Genomic DNA, 19,158 nt, shown 5'->3' on the forward strand with positions numbered 1-19,158 from the left:
AGGCCAACAACCCCGTACCGTCGCCATGGCCATGGCCATGGCCATCCATATCGATCGTCTCGTCCATGATCTGTCCTTCCCGCCGAGCCACGCCTGACGCGATCAGGCAGACCACTTACACCTCAGGTCGGACAGCCCCCGCCGGGCGTGTGGGTTTGTGGCACGGTCACCGACCGGCCCGCCGATAGTTCGGCTCGGGTGCGGGCCACGAACGCTCGGACCGTTGATTCGGCCACCGTTGCTCCTTCCTCTTCTACCGTAGCTGTTCAGCAGGGGGGTCGCTGACAAACCCCCAGCTCAGCGGCATGGTCATCTTGATCGGAACGCCAGAAACAATGATCATTTTGAAAATTAATAGTTATCTATAGCATGAATTCCGACATATCGGATAATGGCGATCAGCGCTCTGACCTGCATGGCCGATGACAGCGGCGACTTCGAGTTCGAGGTCGAACATCCTGCTGCCGGGTGGGACCGGGACGTCGTCGGTGGGGCCGAGGATGGCGTAGGGGCTGGTGAAGGAGAACGCGGGGGCCTCGTACCAGCGGTCGGGAACGGTCGCGTCGGTTCCGGCGAGTTTGGCGACGCCTTCGACGTGATGTTCGAAGGTCATGAAGTCCCGGACGGTGGGCGGGTCGGGGATCGGTGCCCGCAACCGCACCTCGCTGAGCGGACGCACGCCCGCGCGGGTGGACAGGGCCCGCTCGCCGGTCTCGCGCAAGGTGTTGCTGCGCAACAGGTCCAGCAGGGTCATGCCTGGCGCGAACGGGTGCACGTGGGCGTCACCGTCGAGGACGCCGGCGCGGTCGCCGTCGGCGTCGAGGTAGGTCACGAAACGCATGGACGCCGTCCCCTTGGTCACACGTGGGTGTGCATGGGGTGGCCGAGCCACGTGATCGCGTCGCCGAACGACGCGATCAGGTCCAGGTCTTGGCCGGTGTGGTCGGCGTACACCCGGTGCAGGTTGAGCACGAGGCGTTCGGCGTCGGCCCAGTCCGCGAACTCGCAGAAGTCCGCCTCCTGCGCGGCCTGCAGTGGGGTCAGCCCGCGGGACAGCCCGCCGTGTGCGCTGTCGAGGACGAACCGGTAGTACCGGCGCTGCTCGTCCAGGACGCGAGGGATGTCCGCGCCGGCCAGGACCGGGCCATGGCCGGGGACGACGACCTCGGGTTCGAAGGACTGCAGCCAGTCGACCGCGGCCAGGGCGCCGCCGACGGAGCCCATGAACACCAGCGGGGTGAGGCCGGCGAAGACCAGGTCACCGGAGAACAGCACGCGCTCCTGCGGCAGCCAGGCGATCAGGTCGCCGGTCGTGTGCGCGGGACCGCCGGGATGCAGCACCTCGACCCGCCGGTCGCCGACGTACAGCGTGAGCGAGTCGCCGACGGCGACGTCGGGCAGCCGCCGCGTGACCGGTCCCCAGTCAGGCACCGGATCCCACAGCGGCGGGCAGCCGTCGATGATCGGATCGACCCGCAGCCCTTCGCGCATCTGGGTGTGCCCGAGAATCACCGTCGCCGCGGGCAGGAGGCTGTTGCCGTAGGTGTGGTCGCCGTGCTGGTGGGTGTTGACCGCCATCCGCACCGGTACGCCGCCGGTGGCGGCGTCCACGGCGTCGAGGAAGCGGCGGGTCCGTGCCGCCGTCGCGCAGGTGTCGATCACCAGGACGCCGTCGTCCCCGGTCACCGCCCCCGCGTTGTTCACCCACCACGACCCATCGGGCTGGACCCACGCGTACACGCCGGGCCGTACCTCGTGCAGTCGCGGTTCGTCCGGCGACACCGCAACGGTCGGGTCCGGCGTGGAGGTGTCAGTCATACGTACAGGTTGGCAGAGGCCAGGTCCCGGATCACGACGAAACCACCCGGCAGCACCGGGACCGCGGCGTTCACCCGGCCAAGGACGTCTTCGGCCGAGGTCTCCGCCCGCGTCAGGAGGGCGGGCAGGTCGACGGCCGTGATCACGCCGTCCTCGATCAGGACGTCGCCCTGCCGCAGTTCACCGATCCGGGGGTCCATCGACAGCACGTGCCCGCCCCGGACCACAGTGCGCTGAGTCGCCATGATGACCGCCTGCTCCCAATAACACCTTTGTCGCGGCCGTCGTGTGACGGCCGTCACGACGCAGTGCAGCAGCCGAACAGGGGCCGGATCATCAGGCGAACTCGTTGCGATCCGGCCTTGACGCCCGCGGGTGGGGCTACGCGGCGGGCAGGGAATGGGCCACGGCCGCAGCGCGGCGGAACGCGGCCACCTCCGGCCGCCGGTCGCCGCCGCGTGTAGCGACGCTCTGCCGGCCGTCGCGACCGCCGCCGGGATCGCCGCGGGGTGCCGGACGCTGACCGCGCCGGGCCGGCGGGCAGCACCGACCCATGTGCGCAGCAGCGGCTCCCGGCTGGCCACCTCCAGCCAGCCCAGACCCTCCAGGTCGCTCAGGGTCAGGAACGACGCCTCGCTTGCCGGCGACGACGCCGGAATCACCGCCACCCGGGGAGACGACAACACTGGCACGAAGTCCACCCCGTCCAGCTCCCCCACGAACTGGACGATCGCGACATCCACCTCGCCGCGACGGACGGCGTCGTACTGATCGAGCAGATCCAGGTCCCGAAACTCCAACGCCAAGCCTGGCTGCTGGGCGTCAACCATCTCCCGCAGTGCCTGCCAGTGATCGGCGGCGCCGAACCCCAAGATTCCGACCCGCGGCCCCTGCCCGTCCCCGGGGGCCTCCTCGGCAGCGATCTCCCACAGGCACTCCAGCTCCGCCAGCACGGTCCTGGCGCCCTGCACGAACCGCTCACCGACCGCCGTCAGAACCACCCGCCGGCTGGTCCGCTCGAACAGCCGCACCCCCACTCCCGCTCCAGGCGCTGTACCCGCTGCCCGAACGGCTGCGCGGAGATGAAGTGCCGACCGGCAGCACGCCCGAAATACAACTCTTCCGCCAGCGTCACCACGTATCGCAGCGCCTGGATCTCCATCAGGTCCTCCGGGGACAACCGGCCTTCACCGAGGACGTCGCCTCTGGCGAGGGCAGGTCAGCCGTCGCGGACATGGCAGCCTCCGCACGTGGCACGCGACGGCGCCGCGTGGCGTCTTGGCGCTCTCGAGGTGTACCGCAGGGCCTCGGCAAAGTCGTACGAGGAGACTCTTGATCACCGGTAGCGGCGGTCGGGTCTGCGGGCCCGAGTGGCGGGGAACGCCGTCGGCGCCGCACCGCTCGGTGCTGGGGTAGGCGCGGCACGGTCGTTGGTGGGACGGCCACTGCGAGGCTGCCCAGCGGTCCCGCCCCCGCGCGGCCGGCCAGCACCACCCCCACCCGCGCGATCAACGCACCCAGTGAGGGGTACGGCGGGCATAGCGTTCCGCCGGGCCGGGTACCTGCTCGCGGACGGTCTGCCGCAGGCAGTCCAGGGTGCCGCGGAGCAGCCGCCGCACGGTCAGCTCGATCACGACCGGTCTGCCCCGACCGGAAGATCCGCGAGGCTGCGGTGGTGACAGCCGTGCACCCGCGCGGTCAGCGTGCCGCACCGCGGGCAGGCCACCGGCCCCTCGTCGACGACCCGCTCGATGAGTACCGCGGCGAGCTGAGGAAAGACGACCTTCAGGAACTCGGCGTCACACAGCGCCAACGATACCCGCACGGCAACTTTCTGTCACCACCGGAATCTTGGCAGAGCCGTTCTTTTTACAGCCCCCCGAGGCCCGGTACCGTCGCCGTACCGGCGGGCACAGTCGGACGCGGGGTAGCGGGCGGCACCTGGTACCCCGCACGGCAGGTGGGATAGCGGACTACCTTGACATCCTCCCGCCCTGAAGGTCGGGAATTCCTACCGTGCGGCTCATGCCGCACCTCGGCGGGTTCCTGCTTCACTGCCCATTGCCACCGCACGCGGTGGGATGATGCGTTTGTTGCGCAAGTATACCGAAGGGCAGCGGCGGCCGGCCCCGATGCTCTAACCCCGCCCGGAACGGCGGGGCTTGCGCGCTACATTTCCAAGGGTCATCCCCAGTACGGGACATCAAGATTCGTTGAAGGACGGAAGGAGGCCCTGCGGTGGACCCCGTGACTATCGACCACGCCCGCCTGCACGCGGTGATCGAGGAACTGGCCGGGCCGACCGACCCAGCCGGCGACCGGGCCGCGACCGTGCTGCACGCCCAGGTCGCGGCCCTGGCGTGGGTCCGCGACACCCTCGGCACTTACCCCGCGCCGGTCCCCATCGCGACCGTGATCACCAAGGCCGCTGCGGAGCTGCGCCACGACGACCGCGACCCGGTCGACGTGCTCACCCGTGTCGCGTTGGCCGCCGTCGCCGCGCACCGCACCGCCGCGGTAGCGTGAGCGGCTACGTCCTCGACGATCTTGCCCTGATCGCGGGGCTCACCGATGATGGCGCCGAATACCACCGCCGAGAGCTGTCCCGGCTGCTTGCCGCAGCGATCGACCGCCGCCCCGCCATCGCTATACCCGCCCTGTGCCTGGCTTCCGCAGCCGTCCGCCGGCCGGCCATCGCCGGCCACCTCGCCGAGCTGGTCACCGGCGGCCCGATCGGCGCCATCGAGATCGTCGGCCTGTCCCGCACCGCCCTGGTCGCTCAGCTCCGCACCGAACACCCCCGCCTCAGCTGGCCCGCGCTGCACGCAGCCAGCACCGCCGCCACCATCCGGGTACCGATAGTAACCATCGACCCGGCACGCTACGCCGACACTGCGGTCGAGGCCATCCCCCTCTGACAGCCACCACGGCAGCAGGGAAGGCGTTCCCCTACAAGATCAATGGTGGGTATTGCCCTTACCTTGGCTACACCCCTGTCCGTCCGGAAACGACGGCTACCAGGACGGCGGTCAGTAGCTGTCGACGGGGATCGCCTGGCCCCCGGCATAGTAGACGGCGGGACGGATCGACAATGGCCAGCTGACCACGAGTCAACGCACCCTCCCGGGCGCGCTTTCGGACCGTCATTTTCGGCGCGTCGGGGACGACGCCATACGCAGGATTGGGCATCCGAACCAGGGCTGCGCGAAGGTCGCACAGTGTAGCGAACAGTTGGTGGTCTCAACCGGTCAGTGCATCATCCTGGTGTCCGCATCGTGCCGGAACCCCGTGGATCCCAGCACGATGCGGACGGTGCACTGACCCTCTGGGATCAAGGTCGATGTCGTCGCCGCAACGACGCGACCTCGCGGGAATGAGAATGGCGGACGCGACCGCCACGGTGGGTCCGCACGGCCGTTTTAAGATTGTGGATCATGTGGTGAGTCCGAGGAGCATGAATGATCTTTCCATCCCGCGGAGTCACTCGTTGGGAGTACCGCATGGCGTGTTGGCTGGGTAGATAGAACGAAACTCCGGTAGCACGAGACGTCCGCCAAGACCTCTCGCAACCGGAGTTTCATTGTCCGTGTATTCTGCCACCGTGTCCGCTGACGAGGCGGATACCTGGGCCGTGCTGGTGTCGTCCCTGTCCGCCCGCGACGCTGTCCCCGACAACCTTGACAACCCCATGCTGGACACGACGGTCGTGGACCTGGTCGATCACTTCGCGGTGCTGGGCGACCCCCGTCATCAGCAATGGGTGGAGCATCCCCTGGCGGCGGTGCTGGTCCTGTGCGCTGCCGCAGTCATGGCGGGGATGCGGGGGTTCATCGCGGTCACCGGATGGGTCGCCGACACACCGCCGGAGCTCCTGCGCGAGGTGTACGCCCGGTGCGGCAAACCAGCGGCGGTGCCGCCGAAGAGCACCATCTGGCAGGCGGTCACCCACACCGACGCGGTCACGGTGGACGCCGCTGTGGGCCTGTGGCTGACGGCGCGGGCGGGCATCGACATCGCCGTGGACACCCCCGGGGAACCCGGTCGACCGAGGAACCCGACCGGCCGCGGGCGGGCGGCCCCCGCGAGGCTGCCGAGCAACGGGCGGATAAGCACGCAGTGGCGGGGCCACCGAGGGCGGTCCTCGCGGTGGACAGCACACGGGTCCGTGGCACCAAGGACGCCGACGACAACGCCCCGCACCTGCTGGCCGCCGACACCCACCAGCAGGGTCTGCTCCTCGCTCACGTCGACGTCCATCACACAACGAATGAGATCCCGATGTTCGTGCCGCTGCTGGACACCCTGAACATCGCCGGGATGCTGATCACCGCAGGCTGCCTGCACACCCAACGCAAACACGCCCAGTACCTACACAAACGCGACGCGGACTTCGTGTTCTGCGTCAAGGACAACCTGCCTGGCCTGTTCGCCACCCTCGATGCCCTTGCCTGGCGGGAGGTACCGGTCACCCACACCACCACCGACCGTGGACACGGCCGAATCGAAACCCGCACCCTCCCGGTTATGCCGGCCCCGCCCGACCTGCCGTTCCCGCACATCCAACAGGTGTTCCTCATCGAACGCACAGTCACCGACACGCACGGCGGAACGCTGTCGAACGTCGCGATCTTCGGCGTGACCAGCCTGAACACGAAACGCGGAACCCCCGCGATCCTCGCCGAGGCCGTCCGCGGACAGTGGAAAATCGAGGTGCCGCACTGGATCAGAGACACCATCTACCGCGAGGACGACTCCACGGTACGCACCAAGTCAGGCCCCAGAACCATGGCCGCCCTGCGAAACCTCGCCATCGGCGCCCTACGCCTGTACGGGCGCACCGACATTGCCGAGGCCACCCGCTGGGCTACCCGCAACATGGGACGGCCATTCGCAATCCTCGGACTCACATCATGATCCATGATCTTAAAACGGCCCTGGCCCTCGACCAGCACATCCAAGATCATTTTATTCTTCTCGTCCAGCGACGGCGTGGACAGCGGACCAAAAATTCGCTGTCCACGGGAACGGGAACCCTCCACTGTCCCGCGAAGCGCCAGACGTGCCACCATGACCTGCAGTCGGCGATGAGTTCAGCGCATATATACCATCTGTCTCTCCCGAGAGTCCCGACACCAGCAAGGAGCACCAATGACCAATCCGCCGCACAGCGACAAGTACAGCCAAGGCCCAGGGGCTGATTACGGCCAGACGCCTGGCTACCCCCCGCCGCCAGGCTACGGGGCCCCCGGTTACGGCGGCCCGGGCCCAGGCGCTGCACTTCCCGGGCTTGGCCTGCGCTTCGCCGCCCGTTTCGTGGACGGCTTGATTCTCCTTGTCGTCAATATCATCGCCCTCTTCATCCTCGGCTTCGGGATCGGGTGGATGGTTGTCACGGCCATCCTGATGTACGCCTACTTCGTCGGCTTCGACGTTGCCCTCGGCATGACGCCAGCCAAGAAAATTTTCAACATGCGGGTTGTCGGACCGGACGGCGGCCGGCCCCAGATCGATTCCGCTGCGAAACGCGAATCGTTCGTGCTCCTCGGCATCATCCCGTTCTTCGGGTCGCTGCTGGTCTTGGCGGCCTGGATCGCGATCGCCGTAACGATCAATTCGGATCCGCAGGACCAAGGCATTCACGACCGCTTCGCCGGTGGCACCCGCGTACTACGCGGGTAACAGGGGAGCCGGTCTGCACCCAGCCGGCCAGACAGCGGCAGATCGACGCCGGTGCGTCCGGCTGGCCGACGGCATGCATCACAACTACTGAAAGTCCCCTTTCCGGCCATCGGTGTGACGTGATGGCGTGCCGTTGCCGTCGGCCGCGGTATCCCCTCCGCGGCTCCTTCCCGCGCCGAGATAAGCCGACTGGTCACACCACGCGGATCGGGTCACCGTCGCCCGCCCCGGCTCCTCGTTTCTCCACCGCGACGACCAGCATAGGTTCGCAAACGATTCGCATTGGGTACGCTGGCGGACATGGCCAGAACAACGTCAACGCCCCTCTACCTCGGCGACGACCTCCGCGCCCGCGCCGAAAACGCCGCACGGACCGCGGGCATCTCGCTGTCCGCGTGGGTACGCGACGCGATCGCGGAGCGGCTGGAACGGCAGGCGGTCATCGCGGACGGCCTGGCAGCCGCGCAGGAGTGGGAGGCCGAGCACGGCCCGCTGCCACAAAACGTTCTCGATGAGGCTCAGCGTGAATTGGAAGACGCCGGCATACTCCCCCGCCGTATCGCGTGAACCTGCTCTACGACGCCGACGCGCTGGTCGCCGACGAACGTAACGACGAGCGCATGTGGGCTCGCCATATCAAGGCGCTGGCTGGCGGCGTCGCCCCCGTTGTCCCGGCACCCGTCGTCTGGCAGGTCTGGCGCGACGGGGCGCTCCAGGCACGGCTCGCCCGCCTACTCCGGGGCTGTGTAGTCGAACCGGTCGACCAGACAGCAGCCCGCTCCGCCGGCGAACTGCTTGGCCGCGCCCACACCACCGACGGAGTCGACGCCGTCGTCGTGCTGGCAGCGGCCCGCCGCGGCGGAGTCATCTACACATCCGACCCCGGCGATCTTCAACATCTGGCCGAACATCTCCCGAACGCCCGACCATTCACAATCATCAAGGTATAGCAGACAACATCTCCACCGTCGGCTGTGAGGCTGTCAGGTGGCGTTGCGGTACTCGTTGACCAGGCCGCCGAGGATGCGGGCGCGGCGGACGGTGCCATCCAGCCTCGGGATGCCCAGCCCCGCCCGGTTCGAAGCCACACACCCGACCCGATCGTGTGGGGCTCCAAAATCCGGATTTCGGCCTGTGAGCTGGACTTTTACGGTTGACGCGGCCGTCGGCTGTGGGTGCGGCTGTCTCCAGCGATCAGTGCACCGCCCGCCTCGTGCTGGGAGCAGAGGGCTCGGTAATCTTGATTGTGATCGGGCAGGCTTCTGGCCTACCCCAACAGCCCGATTCGAACTCCTGCTGAGAGTCCCGGCACGAGGCGGGCGTCGGGTGTCGCCTCCACCACTTGATACCGCCATGGGCGGTCTCCAGCGGTCGGTGCACCACCCGCATCGTGCTGGGATCCACGGGGTTCCGGCACGATGCGGATGCCCGGATGATGCACTGACCGGTTGAGACCACCCATGAAGAACACGGCGCTGCTAGCGTCCCGCCCGCACACATGGGATGCATCTCTCCTGCGTCGGTCCGTCACGTCGTCGCCGACCGGTGCGACCGTCGGTAACGCGCCCGGCGCAGCCAATGCGGGCCGGGCGGGCAACCCTGCCGACGCCAGCCTCGCGCCGGTCACGATCGGCCTGATCAACCAACAGGGCGCCGAGGTCGGCTATCCGGACCTGACCGATGGAGCCACTGTGGCGGTGACCTATGTGAACGCGGAACTCGGCATCCCGGTGGTGCACGGGCTCAACCTGCGGGTCAACGCCGGTGAGATCGTCGCTCTGCTTGGTCCGAACGGCGCAGGCAAGACAACCACTTTGCTGACTGTATCCGGTCTGCTACCGGTCATCGGCGGGACAATCGGGTTCCAGAGCCGTTCGATCGCAGGTGCCCGCCCGGACGTCCTCGCTCGACGCGGCCTCGCGCACATCCCCGAGGACCGGGCACTGTTCATGGACCTGACCGTTCGGGAGAACCTGTGGCTCGCCGGTGGCCGTCGGGCCGCGCACACCGAGTGCGCCCTCGCCTATTTCCCGGCCCTGACAGACCTGCTGCACCGCCCGGCCGGGCTGCTGTCCGGCGGGGAGCAGCAGATGCTCGCGCTCGGCCGGGCGCTGGCGACCAAACCGGCACTGCTCATGGGCGCTCGTGGATACCCGATGCGCATCCGCCGGCCTTGAGTAGGCGCCCCAGCGGCGGCGCTACCCGGTCGACCCGATTGTCCGCAAAGCGCACCATGCTCTGCGTCAAAAGGTGGTTCCCATGTCACGGAAACATTCCATCAATGCTGGCTGGTTAGAATGAACGCGCGCGCACGCGTATTAATGCTGATCGGTACCGAAATCAAGTGTCGATGTTCGGATGTTCCCTTCTTCACCCCCCCTTGCCGGCCGACCAGCTGTAGCCGATAGGGTTCCTCCGTGCCTTCGCAACGAGGGCGCGCATCGGACGAAACACGCCGAGTCCTGCCCCGTCCGATGATCGTCAAAACAACGGCAGGAGCGGGGGAACCAATTCCCGGACGCCAGCGGGCGTCCTTGGGGTGAAGCCGCATGATGCGGCCGGGTATTTCCCAGCCCGAACCCGACAGCTCACCTCGTAGGCGTGGGGAAAGGGCATCTATATGTCCCGTTCGCGCGCCCGCCATCGCGGTAGCAGAGCAACCAGCAAATACACCCGCGCACTCATCACAATTCCGGCCATCGCCGCCGCCGTCGGCGGTGTCGGCATTGGAATCTCGGGGCCCGCCAGCGCAGCGCCGTCGGAAGACCAGACGTTGTCGGCAATTGCTCAGTGTGAGTCCGGCGGCAACCCGACAATCGTCAATTCGATAGGTGCCGGCGGACTGTTCCAGTTCCTTCCCAGCACGTGGCAGTCAGTCGGCGGGACCGGCCTGCCGCAGAACGCCTCCGTTGCCGAGCAGTGGAACCGCGCCCGGATGCTGTACGCCCAGCAGGGCACGACGCCGTGGGTTTCATCGCGGTCGTGCTGGTCTGGAAAGGTCGGCAGCGTCGCCAACACGGCTCCGACCGCTACCCAGTCGCCGTCGGCGAGTACACACGCACAATCCACGGACACACAGGCTCAACCGTCCGACAGCCCATCACAGTCAGCCGACTCTCAGTCGCTAAATGTCGATACCTCAGCACAACCCGCGACTACCCAGACTCCGCCGGCGGACTCGGTCGGGACTGGGACTGGGAGTGAGAGCGGAACCGGGAGCGGAAACCCCGCCGGGAACACTTCCGTCGCCACTGGCCGCCACCGGCATTCATACCGGTCGCCCTGGTACCAGAACACCCAGCCGACTGACGACTAACCGGCAGGCGACCAAACGGAGAGGAAACCACCGGGAAGCCGGCCGGGCGCCGTACGGCGCCCGGCCGTTCGCCGGATTCCGCCACGAGCCGGTACGACTAGATCGCGCTACACGACGCTGACGGCATCCGCCGGATCGTCGCCGCGTGCGGGGATTGCGCGCCAGGCAGACACGGACGAGTACGCAACGTCCCTGGTGGGGTGAGGATCGCCAGCTTGACCGCTGCGGCCACGGCGGCGACGAACCCGATCACGGCAAGCGGGAGGTAACCCGGACGGACCTGGTCCCCCAGCAGCGCAAATCCCATCGCTGCCGGAACGAGGGTTTCCGCCGCGCCCTGGCTGGCGGTGACAAGCGTCACCGATCCGCGTTGCAACGCGGCCCCGAACGCGCTCATCCCGAGCAGCCCGTAGGCCAGCAGCGCCCAGGAAAGGGGGTCGGTGAGGACAGCGCCGAGGGTGTGGTCGGCGTCCAACGCCCGTGCGCACAGTGCGGTCCCGCCGAATGCCAGCCCCGACAGCGCTCCGAGCGCCACAGCGGAGCGCTCTCCCCGCAGGGATCGGCCCGCCGACGCGCCGGCGGCAGCAAGGACGGGAACGAACAGCACGATCACTATGGTCGCGATGGTGCCCACCGGATGTGGTGGCGCGGGCTGCGCGGTGAAGGCAAGAAGGATCAGGCCAACGCCGAGCGCCGCCAGCGCGCGCAGTTGCGCCGGTCCCGGACGGCTGCGCAGGAACACCGCAGCCAGTACCGCCGTGACGCCCGCGCTGCCGGCGAGGGTCGCCTGGACCGCGAACAGCGGCAGCGATCGCACCGCCACCAGAGACAGCAGCCAACCGCCAAGGTCGAGTGCCAGCCCGATCAGGTAGGGCAGCTGTCGCGCGAGCCGTGGCAGCAGACGCGGATCGAGCGCGCCGGCGGTGACAAGCCGACGCGCGCCCACCGACTGCAGCACCGAACCAGCCCCATAGCACACAGCACAACCAAAAGCGGACAGGTATGCAACAACAAACACCTGATGATCTAACCACCTGCCGATGACGACCACTCCGGCACCCCGGCGCGACGTACTCACAGGGCGGTGGCCAGGCCTTTCCGACGGCGGCCGGGACCACGCGAGAGGGGTGGTCCCGGCCGCCGTCAGGTACCGCTGTTGCAGACCTGCCGAGGAGAAATCTCTCAGCGCAGCGGCAACGCCCGGGTGTGCTCGATCCGTACCGCCCGCAACGCGTCCGGGTCCAGGCCGAGCAGGGCCAGGATCGTCGGGGCGATCTGGGTGGTCTCGACCCGGTGCCCGTCCACCTCGTGGTGTGCAACGCCGGCGCCGGACACGACCAGCGCGACGTCACGGTCCTGCGGGTCCGACCCACCATGTTCGGCGATCTTGCCGGTGCCGCCGGTGAACACGACGCCGTGCGTCACGACACCCACGACATCGGGATGGCGCGGGTCGCCGGGACGGGTGCCGAAGAACGCGGCTGCCCCGTCCCCCGCGTAGACGGCCGTGAGGCCCGAGGCGGCCAACGTACGGGGCGTGCCGTCGATCGCCTTGCCCGCCGCCGGGTGGGTGAGCAGGAAGGTACGGGCGAACGCGGCCGCCGCCGCCGAGGTGTCGCTGAGCCAGAACTGCAGGACGTCGTCGTCGACCGCGAAGGCCACCAGCGGGGCCGCACCGGGATGCCCCGCAGCCCATGCCGCGTTCAACCCGTCGATGATCGGCCCGTCGGCGATGCGGGTGAGATCGGCCGGGTCGGTGGGCGACTGGCCGTGCTTCGCGGACAGGATGACCGTGGTGCTGCCGGTCAGGCCGCGGCGGTGGATCTCCTCCACGATCGTGGCGACGCTCGCGTCGACATAGCCCAGCGCGCGGGCGAGCAGCGGCCCGGGGGTGGCACCGCCGGGCAGGTATCCGCCGGTCAGACCATCCGAGCGGGGCAGCTTCTCGGCGGTGGAGACGGTTTGGAAGTTCATCCCGAAGATGGCCGGTGTGCCGACCTTCGTCGTCCGGCTGTGGTCATAGCCATCGATCTCGTTGAGGACGGCCTGCAGCTTGTAGCTGTCGTACTGCACCGTCGCGGCGTTGTCCTTGGTCCAGTCACCGGAAGCGAAGCCGATCGCGGTACTGTTGATCTCCGGGGTGAACAGGTCCTGGACGCCGGTACCGGACGGCCCGTTGACGATCTCGTATGCGGGGTGCTTGTCCGACCATGCGGTGCGCAGCCCGGCGGCCCGCGCCACCTCGAAGACGGTGTTCACCTTGAGGTAGGAGTGCGGGTAGACGGGCGTGCAGGTGGTCGGGTCCACCGGCAACAGGGCCGGGTTGATCAGCGTCTGCGGCGCCGCGGTCAGCGCGAGGATGCCGCCGGGCAGGCCCGGCAGCTGCGCACCGGCGTCGATCGAGGTGGGGTCGCGGTCGAGGCCCTCGGTGTAGTTGACCTCGGTACCGGCCTTGACACCAGCGCAGGATGTCGTTCCCGCTGGCAGCAGCTGAGAGTTGTAGGTGTCGTCGTAGTAGATCCCGGTCGTGGCCGGGTTCCCGCCGGTCACCTGCGCGATCAGACCCGGGAACGAGTCCGACGGCACCGGTGTCACCGCCCGGGTAAACTCGGTACCCCCGTGGACCAGGCGGGCAAGGGCGGAATCCGGATACTGAGCGACATACCATTCCAGGTCGGACTGGTGCAGGCCATCCACGGACAGCAACAGAACGTGTCGGGCCGACGCGCGGCCGTGACGATTGTCGGTGGCGGCAGCCGGACCGGCGGCTGCCACCCCACCGATGACGGCAGCGGCCAGTAACCCGGACGTAACGGCGGCGGCCGACCGCGGGAAAATGCGGGACACAGTTCCTCCTCATGCAACCGGCGCGACACCGGGTGCCTCCGCATTGCTAGACCTCTACGGCGACCGGGGCAGGATTGCCAGGTAAACAGGACACGAAAAGACGTTTCAGCGGACTTTCACCAACCTCTTAAACTTCTCCTAATCGGATGTCAGGTAGTGCCCAGCCCGACCTACCACGCTGAGTAGGTACCGCCACGGTGGCGGTACAGGAGGAGGCACGACATGACGGATCAGCCTGGCTGGCATGGCTGGGATGCGGCGACACCGCCATCCCCACCGTCCTCGGAATCCCCAACGAACCAGGCCCCGCAGCGACGTCGGTTCGGCAAGGCGGCGGGGCTGCTCGGCGCTGGCGTGCTGGCCGGAGCGATTCTGGGCGGCACCCTCAGCGCCACCGCAGCGTCCCCGAGCCCGAGCGCATCAGCCGGCACGACCCAGACCGCCCCGGACAACGACGGCGACGGTCATGGTTTCGGGCACGGTAGCGCCCTCGATCAGACCGGTACCGTGACCGCGGTCGGGTCGGCATCGGTAACCATCAAGACCAGTAGCAGCACGACCGAATACGCGGTCACCAGCGACAGCGACATCGACAAGAACGGTGAAGCGCAGCTGAGCGATCTCAAGGTTGGCGATTCTGTCACCTTCAACACCACCACCGTCAACGGCAAAGCCACGATCGACAAGCTGCACTCCGGCGACGAAACGCTCAACATGCCGCATGGCCGTCACGACTCGAGCACCGACAGCCCTAACGGGACGCCAGCCGGGTAGGCAACCTGTGCGGACCGGAAAGGGACGCCGGTCCCACCGGTTGGGGCGACCTGGCTGGGCCTGGCATGGCAGGATGGTCGCACCGGGGCAGATAGCTCAGTCGGTACGAGCGTTCGCCTGAAAAGCGGAAGGCCGGCGGTTCGCCCCCGACCCTGCCCACCCTTTTGAGCTGCGGAAATAGCAGGATTTTTCGATCATCAGTTGATCGTTATATGGCAACGGCGTCGCGTTATCCCGGCGGCGGCCCGTCTGCCGCCCCGGGTGACCTGCGTAAACGGTGGAGTTGACCATCTGCTTTTCGGGTGGGAGGCCACGAGGCCTGTGTCCACAGACGTTGCCACAAGGTATGGGTCCTGTATGGCAACGAAGCTCGCCTGGCCCGGTCGTGTCGGTGCCATGACCTGCAACGGTGCTCAAGATCGGGGCTGGTGGACCGTCCGCTTGTGCGCCGGAGCCGGACCGGGCTGAGGACACCGGTGGCGCCCGTGCCAGGGAAGGCGGGCAGGCCAACACCGGAGCGCAGGGCGTCGATGGCGGCCGGCCGGCGCGGGTCGCGCGGTCATGGGACGCGACCGCGAACGGGCCCGGTTCGACGGCGAATACCGGTACCAGGAGTACGCAGCGGTGATCGGCAGATGGGATTATCAGCACCACAGCGTCGGGTAGGATGCCGGGTCTGTTCTCGCGCTTTCCTTGCACGGACACGTCCGCGTGTGAGGCGGCTTCCCACCTGCCGCTGGTCTGGCGCATCGGACAGGATCGTTGCGGAGATCCCACCACCCCGGCCCCGGCCAGCGGGCGGTTCCGCCAGAGGCTCAGGCGGTGCCGGTCAGACCGTAGGTGAGCAGCAGGAACACCTCCCGGCCGTCGTCCAGCACGTCGCCGTCGGTGGTGAGGGTCAGCCCGGAGTCGGTGTCGTGCCCAAGTGCCACCGACTGTGGGGTGCCAGAAGTCGGCCTGGGCCCGTGAGCTGGGGTGATGCGACAGTGCGGGCCGCCGGCATGGTGGTCCGCTATATCCGTACGCCCACCCTATTTGATCTTCGTGCGGGTCTGTGGCAGGGTGGTTCTCCTCGGCCGCTCGTCGGCATCGAAGGACATCGAATTGCTGGTGCCGCGGCATGAGATCGCGGTGCTGCGCCGTACCCAGCCCAAGCCCCGGTGGGACTGGGCGGACCGGGCGGTCCTCACCGCCCTGATCAGGCTTCTCCCCGAGGTGCTGCGAGCGCACCGGCTGGTCACCCCCGGCACCGTCCTGCGGTGACACCGCCGTCTGGTCACACGGACATGGACCCACCCGCGGCGGATGGGCCGGCCACCGATCAGCTCGGAGATCGCCACGCTGATCAAGCGGCTCGCGACCGAGAACCCGACGTAGGGCTACCAATGGATCTCGGTGACCGGGCGGCGGACTTCCGGTTTCTGGTCCGTGACCGCGCCGGTCAGTTCACCGCATCGTTCGACGCGGTCCTCGCCGACGCCGGCATCACCACCGTCACGATCCCACCCCGGACCCCGCGGGCGAACGCCTACGCGGAACGGTTCGTCCGAACCGTCCGGACCCGAGGTCACCGACCGGATTCTGATCTTCGGTGAGCGGCACCTGCGCGTTGTCTTGGCCGAGTACGCACGGCACTACAACGAGCGACGCCCCCACCGTGGTCGTGGTCTTCAACCAGCACGGCCTGATCGCCCCGTCGCGGACCTGACCAAGAGACAGATCAAGCGTCAGTCCGTCATCGGCGTTCTGATCAACGAGTACGAACGAGCCGCCTAAAAGCCCAGGTCAACGCCGGTGGCCGAGTTCTGACACCCCACAGGGTCGGACCAGTTCAGATGGACGGGCAGGCGTACTCGTGCCAACGCCTACCGGATCGGGAGCCGGGGCAGCCGATCCGGCACGGTGAACGGCCGGTACCCGCCCGTCCACCACGACTGCGACGCGTATCCGATGAGAGACGCTACTCGTCTTTCGATCCTTTCGCCGGCCGATTCGAGCGAACATCGGGCGCCGGGGCGTGCTGGTGGGCCTGACAGACCGCGCAAAGGCCGGCGATCATGACGGGCCGGCTCGTGGACCACGTGTACCAGCATCCGAACCGTTTGATCTTGGCTGCTGGCCCTGAAATCATGTCCGACCGGTCGCCGCCCGAGCCCCGACCAGGGGCGATACCCCGCGCCGTGTCCAGCGCGTCGGTGTCGAGGGCTGCGAACACCCGGCGGGCGGATGGCCGGGAGCGACGAGAACGGCCGGCGAATTCTTCCGGATTCGACCTCACACCACACATCGTGTGCTAAAAATACCTGGGTCGCCATCCCTGCCGGTCACCTCTGCCTGCACGTTTTCTTTCTTGTCCGCGTTCACCGCACACGCCACAATGATCAAGAAAGTGACATTTTTTCTCCCCTGAGCCGGAGGTCCGTCGTGGCCGCTGGACGTTCCCGCCCTTCGGGCCGGCAAAACAGACCAGCGCGCGGGAGATCCGCGCCCCGATCGAAACGGCCACGCGGCCGCTCGCAGCCTCGCAGCCTCGCAGCACCCGGAGTCTCAGTCGGCGCGAGCGGAAGAACCTCCACGCGGCAGCCTATCTTGCGATTGCCTCCGGCGGGCTGGCGCTGGGGATCGGAGTGGCCTGGCCCTGGGTATTCGCCGCAATGTTCGTCATCTCGTTCCTGCTTGCGTTTCGATGGCCGACACTCTGCCGCGCCTATCGCACAGATGGCGGCATCTGCGAGATGTGGGTGAACGGCTGGCTCACCGGGTGCAACAGCCACGCCCCGGTCAAGCGTCGGGATCTACGCGCGGTGATGTGGCCGCCGAACGAGGTGTCTCCCTTTCATCGTGCCGCGCTGGCGATGCGCATCCCGCCGCGGGAGAGCGAGGTGCAGGCCGTTCTCGACGGCGCGCCCCGCCGAATCACGATGCGAAACCTCACTGTCTCCTCGCTCCTCGTCCTCAGCGGGCTGATGGTCCTGGTAGGCACAGCCGTCGGGTCGCAGTGACCATCCGGAGCCGACAGTGGATATGAGCGACGTCCTCGCGGCGATGGGCAGACCGGGCGTGGTGGCAACACTGTCGGAGCCAAGCGAGCAGGCCGCTATTGCGGAGACGGCAGCGAAGCTGGCCACAACCAAGCCGCTGTATCTCTACCGCCAGGATCCCAGCCTGGTACGGGTCCGGCCCTGGGTACGGACGAGCCCGATGAACGTGCTGCGCGAGCTCGGTGTCGCGACCACCTTCTACCCCGACGGGCCCTTCTCCGACATGGCGCGGCACTGGGCGCAGGTCCGCTACTGCGGTGCCCTCACCACCCGTACCCGTGGGGTGAGCACGCTCCCACAGCTGGCGATCGGTGACACCAGCCGCGTGGTGCACCACCACAAGACCGCGCAGTCCGAGCACCTGGGCATCGGGTTCGCGATGGTCGTCGCCCGGGCGGTGCTGAACAGCCGCCACCCCGGATTCCGGTTCCAGGCGATGGACGCGGAGGTAGCGCTGGCCGACGGGTCCGCCCTGGGTCACTCAGTGCGCTCCGCCGGCTCCAGTCTGGGCAGACCCGACTACATCCTGCTCGGCACCCAACTGCGAGCAGGTCGCTTTCACACCAAGATCTATCTGCTCGAATGCAAAGGCACGCATGGCGAAATGTCGAGGATCAGGGCGCAGCTCGCAAAGGCGAGCGTGCAGCTGTCAACCCTTCGGATCGACGGTCGCACACCCCCCGGACTCATGGTCGCCACGAAGCTGGACACGGCCGGAATATCCTGTTACGTCTTCGACCCTCCGGGCGACGAGAACCTCCTCTCCGGAGCGGCAGGTGAATTCGACGACATCGTGACGGAGGATCCGGAACCGTTCCCTTTCCCCCGGCGCCACCCCACCTATCTGGATGCCGACATCCATCGGTCCGGCGAGCAACCCAGCGATGAGGAGATCGCACGCAGACGAGCCGAAGCCGGTTGGCGCTCCGAGGAACTGCTCCGGCCGATCCGGGGTGCGGCCGACATCCTGGAGGTCCCGGCAGAGCGCCGACGGTGGTTGCTGCAGATGCTCGCACGGAGTTCCGCCTTCACATCTCTGCTGTACGCCGGTGACAGAGCCGGTGCGGACACCTACTTTCCGGCCTGGCTGCGGCCTGAACCGCCGACATCGGGTCAGCTGCCGCTCGACGATGCTGTCTCACCCCCGCAGGATTTCACCAGCATCCGGTCCTCCTTCCGGCTTGGGCCCGACCTTGAGTTCTTCGGCATCAGCCACCGCATGCCCCTTCCCGACGGCAGGGTTCTCGTCGTCCGGCGTGGAGTGGAGCAGCAGCTGTACGGCCTGCTTAGCGAGCACCGGCTGGCCCGTTCCTTTCGGCGTGCGCGGGACGTCGTGGGCCGCTGGCGCACACGCAGCGGACGGCAGAACCTGCCGGCCGATGTCGGCGCCGACGGCACGGGCATCCTCATGGAGGTTCTCGACCGATGAAGATCTTCCCGGAGCCACACCGAAGGGATGTGTTGAGGTTCGGCGGGTCTACGGCGCAGTTCCGGCGTGCGCGCCGGCTTCGACCCGGCCTGGTCACACCTGACGTGCGTGCATGAGGTCGACGAACACCTCCAGCTTGCGACCGCCGGCTGAGGCGACAATGCGCTATGTGCGGCTCGGTGCCTCCGGCCTGACGGTCTCCCGGATCGGCCTGGGAATGATGAGCGTCGGTGACCGGGCCTGGCGGCCCTGGC

At 67.8% G+C, this 19,158-nt stretch carries 19 protein-coding genes, 1 tRNA gene, 2 pseudogenes and 1 riboswitch; of the genes and pseudogenes, 14 read left to right on the plus strand and 8 right to left on the minus strand.

Annotation, left to right across the window (positions count from 1 at the left end; translation table 11 throughout):
- Positions 1-358 precede the first annotated feature (358 nt).
- From MJ797_RS21160 to MJ797_RS21180, 6 genes are all read right to left on the minus strand, one after another.
- A complete protein-coding gene (locus MJ797_RS21160) occupies positions 359-862 on the minus strand; it encodes a fumarylacetoacetate hydrolase family protein (protein WP_239339866.1) in 504 nt (167 codons plus the stop codon).
- Positions 859-1,818 (minus strand): MBL fold metallo-hydrolase, encoded by a 960-nt coding sequence (locus MJ797_RS21165; protein WP_239339869.1) that lies wholly within the window; start codon positions 1,816-1,818, stop codon positions 859-861. The genes MJ797_RS21160 and MJ797_RS21165 overlap by 4 nt, the downstream gene beginning before the upstream one ends.
- Positions 1,815-2,849: a LysR substrate-binding domain-containing protein gene (locus MJ797_RS21170; RefSeq protein ID WP_239339872.1), complete on the minus strand. Its 1,035-nt coding sequence runs from the start codon at positions 2,847-2,849 to the stop codon at positions 1,815-1,817. The genes MJ797_RS21165 and MJ797_RS21170 overlap by 4 nt, the downstream gene beginning before the upstream one ends.
- On the minus strand, positions 2,810-2,980 hold the full coding sequence (locus tag MJ797_RS21175) for a LysR family transcriptional regulator (protein ID WP_239339875.1): 171 nt from the start codon (positions 2,978-2,980) through the stop codon (positions 2,810-2,812). The genes MJ797_RS21170 and MJ797_RS21175 overlap by 40 nt, the downstream gene beginning before the upstream one ends.
- A gap of 346 nt (positions 2,981-3,326) precedes the next feature.
- Positions 3,327-3,452, minus strand: coding sequence for a hypothetical protein (locus MJ797_RS27070; RefSeq protein ID WP_255739341.1), 126 nt, complete (start codon positions 3,450-3,452; stop codon positions 3,327-3,329).
- Positions 3,449-3,643 carry a transposase family protein gene (locus MJ797_RS21180; protein ID WP_239339880.1) on the minus strand — a complete coding sequence of 65 codons (195 nt, stop codon included), beginning with the start codon at positions 3,641-3,643 and terminating at the stop codon, positions 3,449-3,451. Before MJ797_RS21180 ends, MJ797_RS27070 begins: the two co-directional genes overlap by 4 nt.
- A 413-nt stretch (positions 3,644-4,056) precedes the next feature.
- Here MJ797_RS21180 and MJ797_RS21185 point away from each other — a divergent pair, with 413 nt between their 5' ends.
- The 9 genes and pseudogenes from MJ797_RS21185 to MJ797_RS27285 all read left to right on the plus strand — a co-directional run bounded on the left by MJ797_RS21185 (position 4,057) and on the right by MJ797_RS27285 (position 10,813).
- A complete protein-coding gene (locus MJ797_RS21185) occupies positions 4,057-4,344 on the plus strand; it encodes a hypothetical protein (RefSeq protein ID WP_239339883.1) in 288 nt (95 codons plus the stop codon).
- Positions 4,341-4,736, plus strand: a complete 396-nt coding sequence (locus tag MJ797_RS21190) for a hypothetical protein (RefSeq protein WP_239339886.1) — start codon at positions 4,341-4,343, stop codon at positions 4,734-4,736. Before MJ797_RS21185 ends, MJ797_RS21190 begins: the two co-directional genes overlap by 4 nt.
- 770 nt (positions 4,737-5,506) lie before the next feature.
- Positions 5,507-5,794: pseudogene (locus MJ797_RS21195) on the plus strand (transposase family protein); the annotation flags it as partial.
- A 170-nt stretch (positions 5,795-5,964) separates the two neighbouring features.
- Entirely contained in the window at positions 5,965-6,732 is a 768-nt protein-coding gene (locus MJ797_RS21200) for an ISAs1 family transposase (protein WP_239339888.1), read from the plus strand.
- Positions 6,733-6,966: 234 nt separating this feature from the next.
- Entirely contained in the window at positions 6,967-7,497 is a 531-nt protein-coding gene (locus tag MJ797_RS21205) for an RDD family protein (RefSeq protein WP_239339890.1), read from the plus strand.
- A gap of 300 nt (positions 7,498-7,797) precedes the next feature.
- The gene (locus MJ797_RS21210; RefSeq protein ID WP_239339892.1) at positions 7,798-8,064 is read left to right on the plus strand and encodes a CopG family transcriptional regulator; all 267 of its coding nucleotides are present in this window, start codon (positions 7,798-7,800) and stop codon (positions 8,062-8,064) included.
- A complete protein-coding gene (locus MJ797_RS21215; protein WP_239339894.1) occupies positions 8,061-8,447 on the plus strand; it encodes a twitching motility protein PilT in 387 nt (128 codons plus the stop codon). The genes MJ797_RS21210 and MJ797_RS21215 overlap by 4 nt, the downstream gene beginning before the upstream one ends.
- 510 nt (positions 8,448-8,957) lie before the next feature.
- Entirely contained in the window at positions 8,958-9,674 is a 717-nt protein-coding gene (locus MJ797_RS21220) for an ATP-binding cassette domain-containing protein (RefSeq protein ID WP_239339897.1), read from the plus strand.
- A 266-nt stretch (positions 9,675-9,940) separates the two neighbouring features.
- Positions 9,941-10,113: riboswitch (cyclic di-AMP (ydaO/yuaA leader) on the plus strand.
- A gap of 4 nt (positions 10,114-10,117) precedes the next feature.
- Positions 10,118-10,813, plus strand: a complete 696-nt coding sequence (locus tag MJ797_RS27285; protein WP_255739345.1) for a transglycosylase family protein — start codon at positions 10,118-10,120, stop codon at positions 10,811-10,813.
- Positions 10,814-10,910: 97 nt separating this feature from the next.
- Here MJ797_RS27285 and MJ797_RS21230 read toward each other — a convergent pair whose 3' ends face one another.
- Together MJ797_RS21230 and MJ797_RS21235 are read right to left on the minus strand one after the other, a co-directional pair.
- On the minus strand, positions 10,911-11,771 hold the full coding sequence (locus MJ797_RS21230; protein ID WP_239339905.1) for a hypothetical protein: 861 nt from the start codon (positions 11,769-11,771) through the stop codon (positions 10,911-10,913).
- Between the two features lie 224 nt (positions 11,772-11,995).
- Entirely contained in the window at positions 11,996-13,660 is a 1,665-nt protein-coding gene (locus MJ797_RS21235; RefSeq protein ID WP_239339908.1) for an alkaline phosphatase family protein, read from the minus strand.
- A 222-nt stretch (positions 13,661-13,882) separates the two neighbouring features.
- On the opposite strand from MJ797_RS21235, the gene MJ797_RS21240 reads away from it, so the two are divergent.
- From MJ797_RS21240 to MJ797_RS21265, 5 genes and pseudogenes are all read left to right on the plus strand, one after another.
- On the plus strand, positions 13,883-14,434 hold the full coding sequence (locus MJ797_RS21240) for a hypothetical protein (RefSeq protein WP_239339911.1): 552 nt from the start codon (positions 13,883-13,885) through the stop codon (positions 14,432-14,434).
- Between the two features lie 85 nt (positions 14,435-14,519).
- Positions 14,520-14,593: transfer RNA gene (locus tag MJ797_RS21245), tRNA-Phe, on the plus strand.
- A gap of 855 nt (positions 14,594-15,448) precedes the next feature.
- Positions 15,449-16,210 (plus strand): annotated as a pseudogene (locus MJ797_RS27290) (transposase).
- Positions 16,211-17,061: 851 nt separating this feature from the next.
- On the plus strand, positions 17,062-17,436 hold the full coding sequence (locus MJ797_RS21260) for a hypothetical protein (protein ID WP_239339920.1): 375 nt from the start codon (positions 17,062-17,064) through the stop codon (positions 17,434-17,436).
- Positions 17,437-17,452: 16 nt separating this feature from the next.
- The gene (locus MJ797_RS21265; RefSeq protein WP_239339923.1) at positions 17,453-18,904 is read left to right on the plus strand and encodes a hypothetical protein; all 1,452 of its coding nucleotides are present in this window, start codon (positions 17,453-17,455) and stop codon (positions 18,902-18,904) included.
- Positions 18,905-19,158: the final 254 nt, after the last annotated feature.

Source organism: Protofrankia sp. CiP3 (genome assembly GCF_917627345.1).
Lineage (GTDB): Bacteria > Actinomycetota > Actinomycetes > Frankiales > Frankiaceae > Protofrankia.

Bases quoted from the DNA above. Each gene is read 5' to 3' on its own strand.
- MJ797_RS21165 (WP_239339869.1), bottom strand. From the start codon at position 1,818: ATGACTGACACCTCCACGCCGGACCCGACCGTTGCGGTGTCGCCGGAC.
- MJ797_RS21175 (WP_239339875.1), bottom strand. From the start codon at position 2,980: ATGGAGATCCAGGCGCTGCGATACGTGGTGACGCTGGCGGAAGAGTTG.
- MJ797_RS21205 (WP_239339890.1), top strand. From the start codon at position 6,967: ATGACCAATCCGCCGCACAGCGACAAGTACAGCCAAGGCCCAGGGGCT.
- MJ797_RS21210 (WP_239339892.1), top strand. From the start codon at position 7,798: ATGGCCAGAACAACGTCAACGCCCCTCTACCTCGGCGACGACCTCCGC.
- MJ797_RS21220 (WP_239339897.1), top strand. From the start codon at position 8,958: ATGAAGAACACGGCGCTGCTAGCGTCCCGCCCGCACACATGGGATGCA.
- MJ797_RS27285 (WP_255739345.1), top strand. From the start codon at position 10,118: ATGTCCCGTTCGCGCGCCCGCCATCGCGGTAGCAGAGCAACCAGCAAA.
- MJ797_RS21240 (WP_239339911.1), top strand. From the start codon at position 13,883: ATGACGGATCAGCCTGGCTGGCATGGCTGGGATGCGGCGACACCGCCA.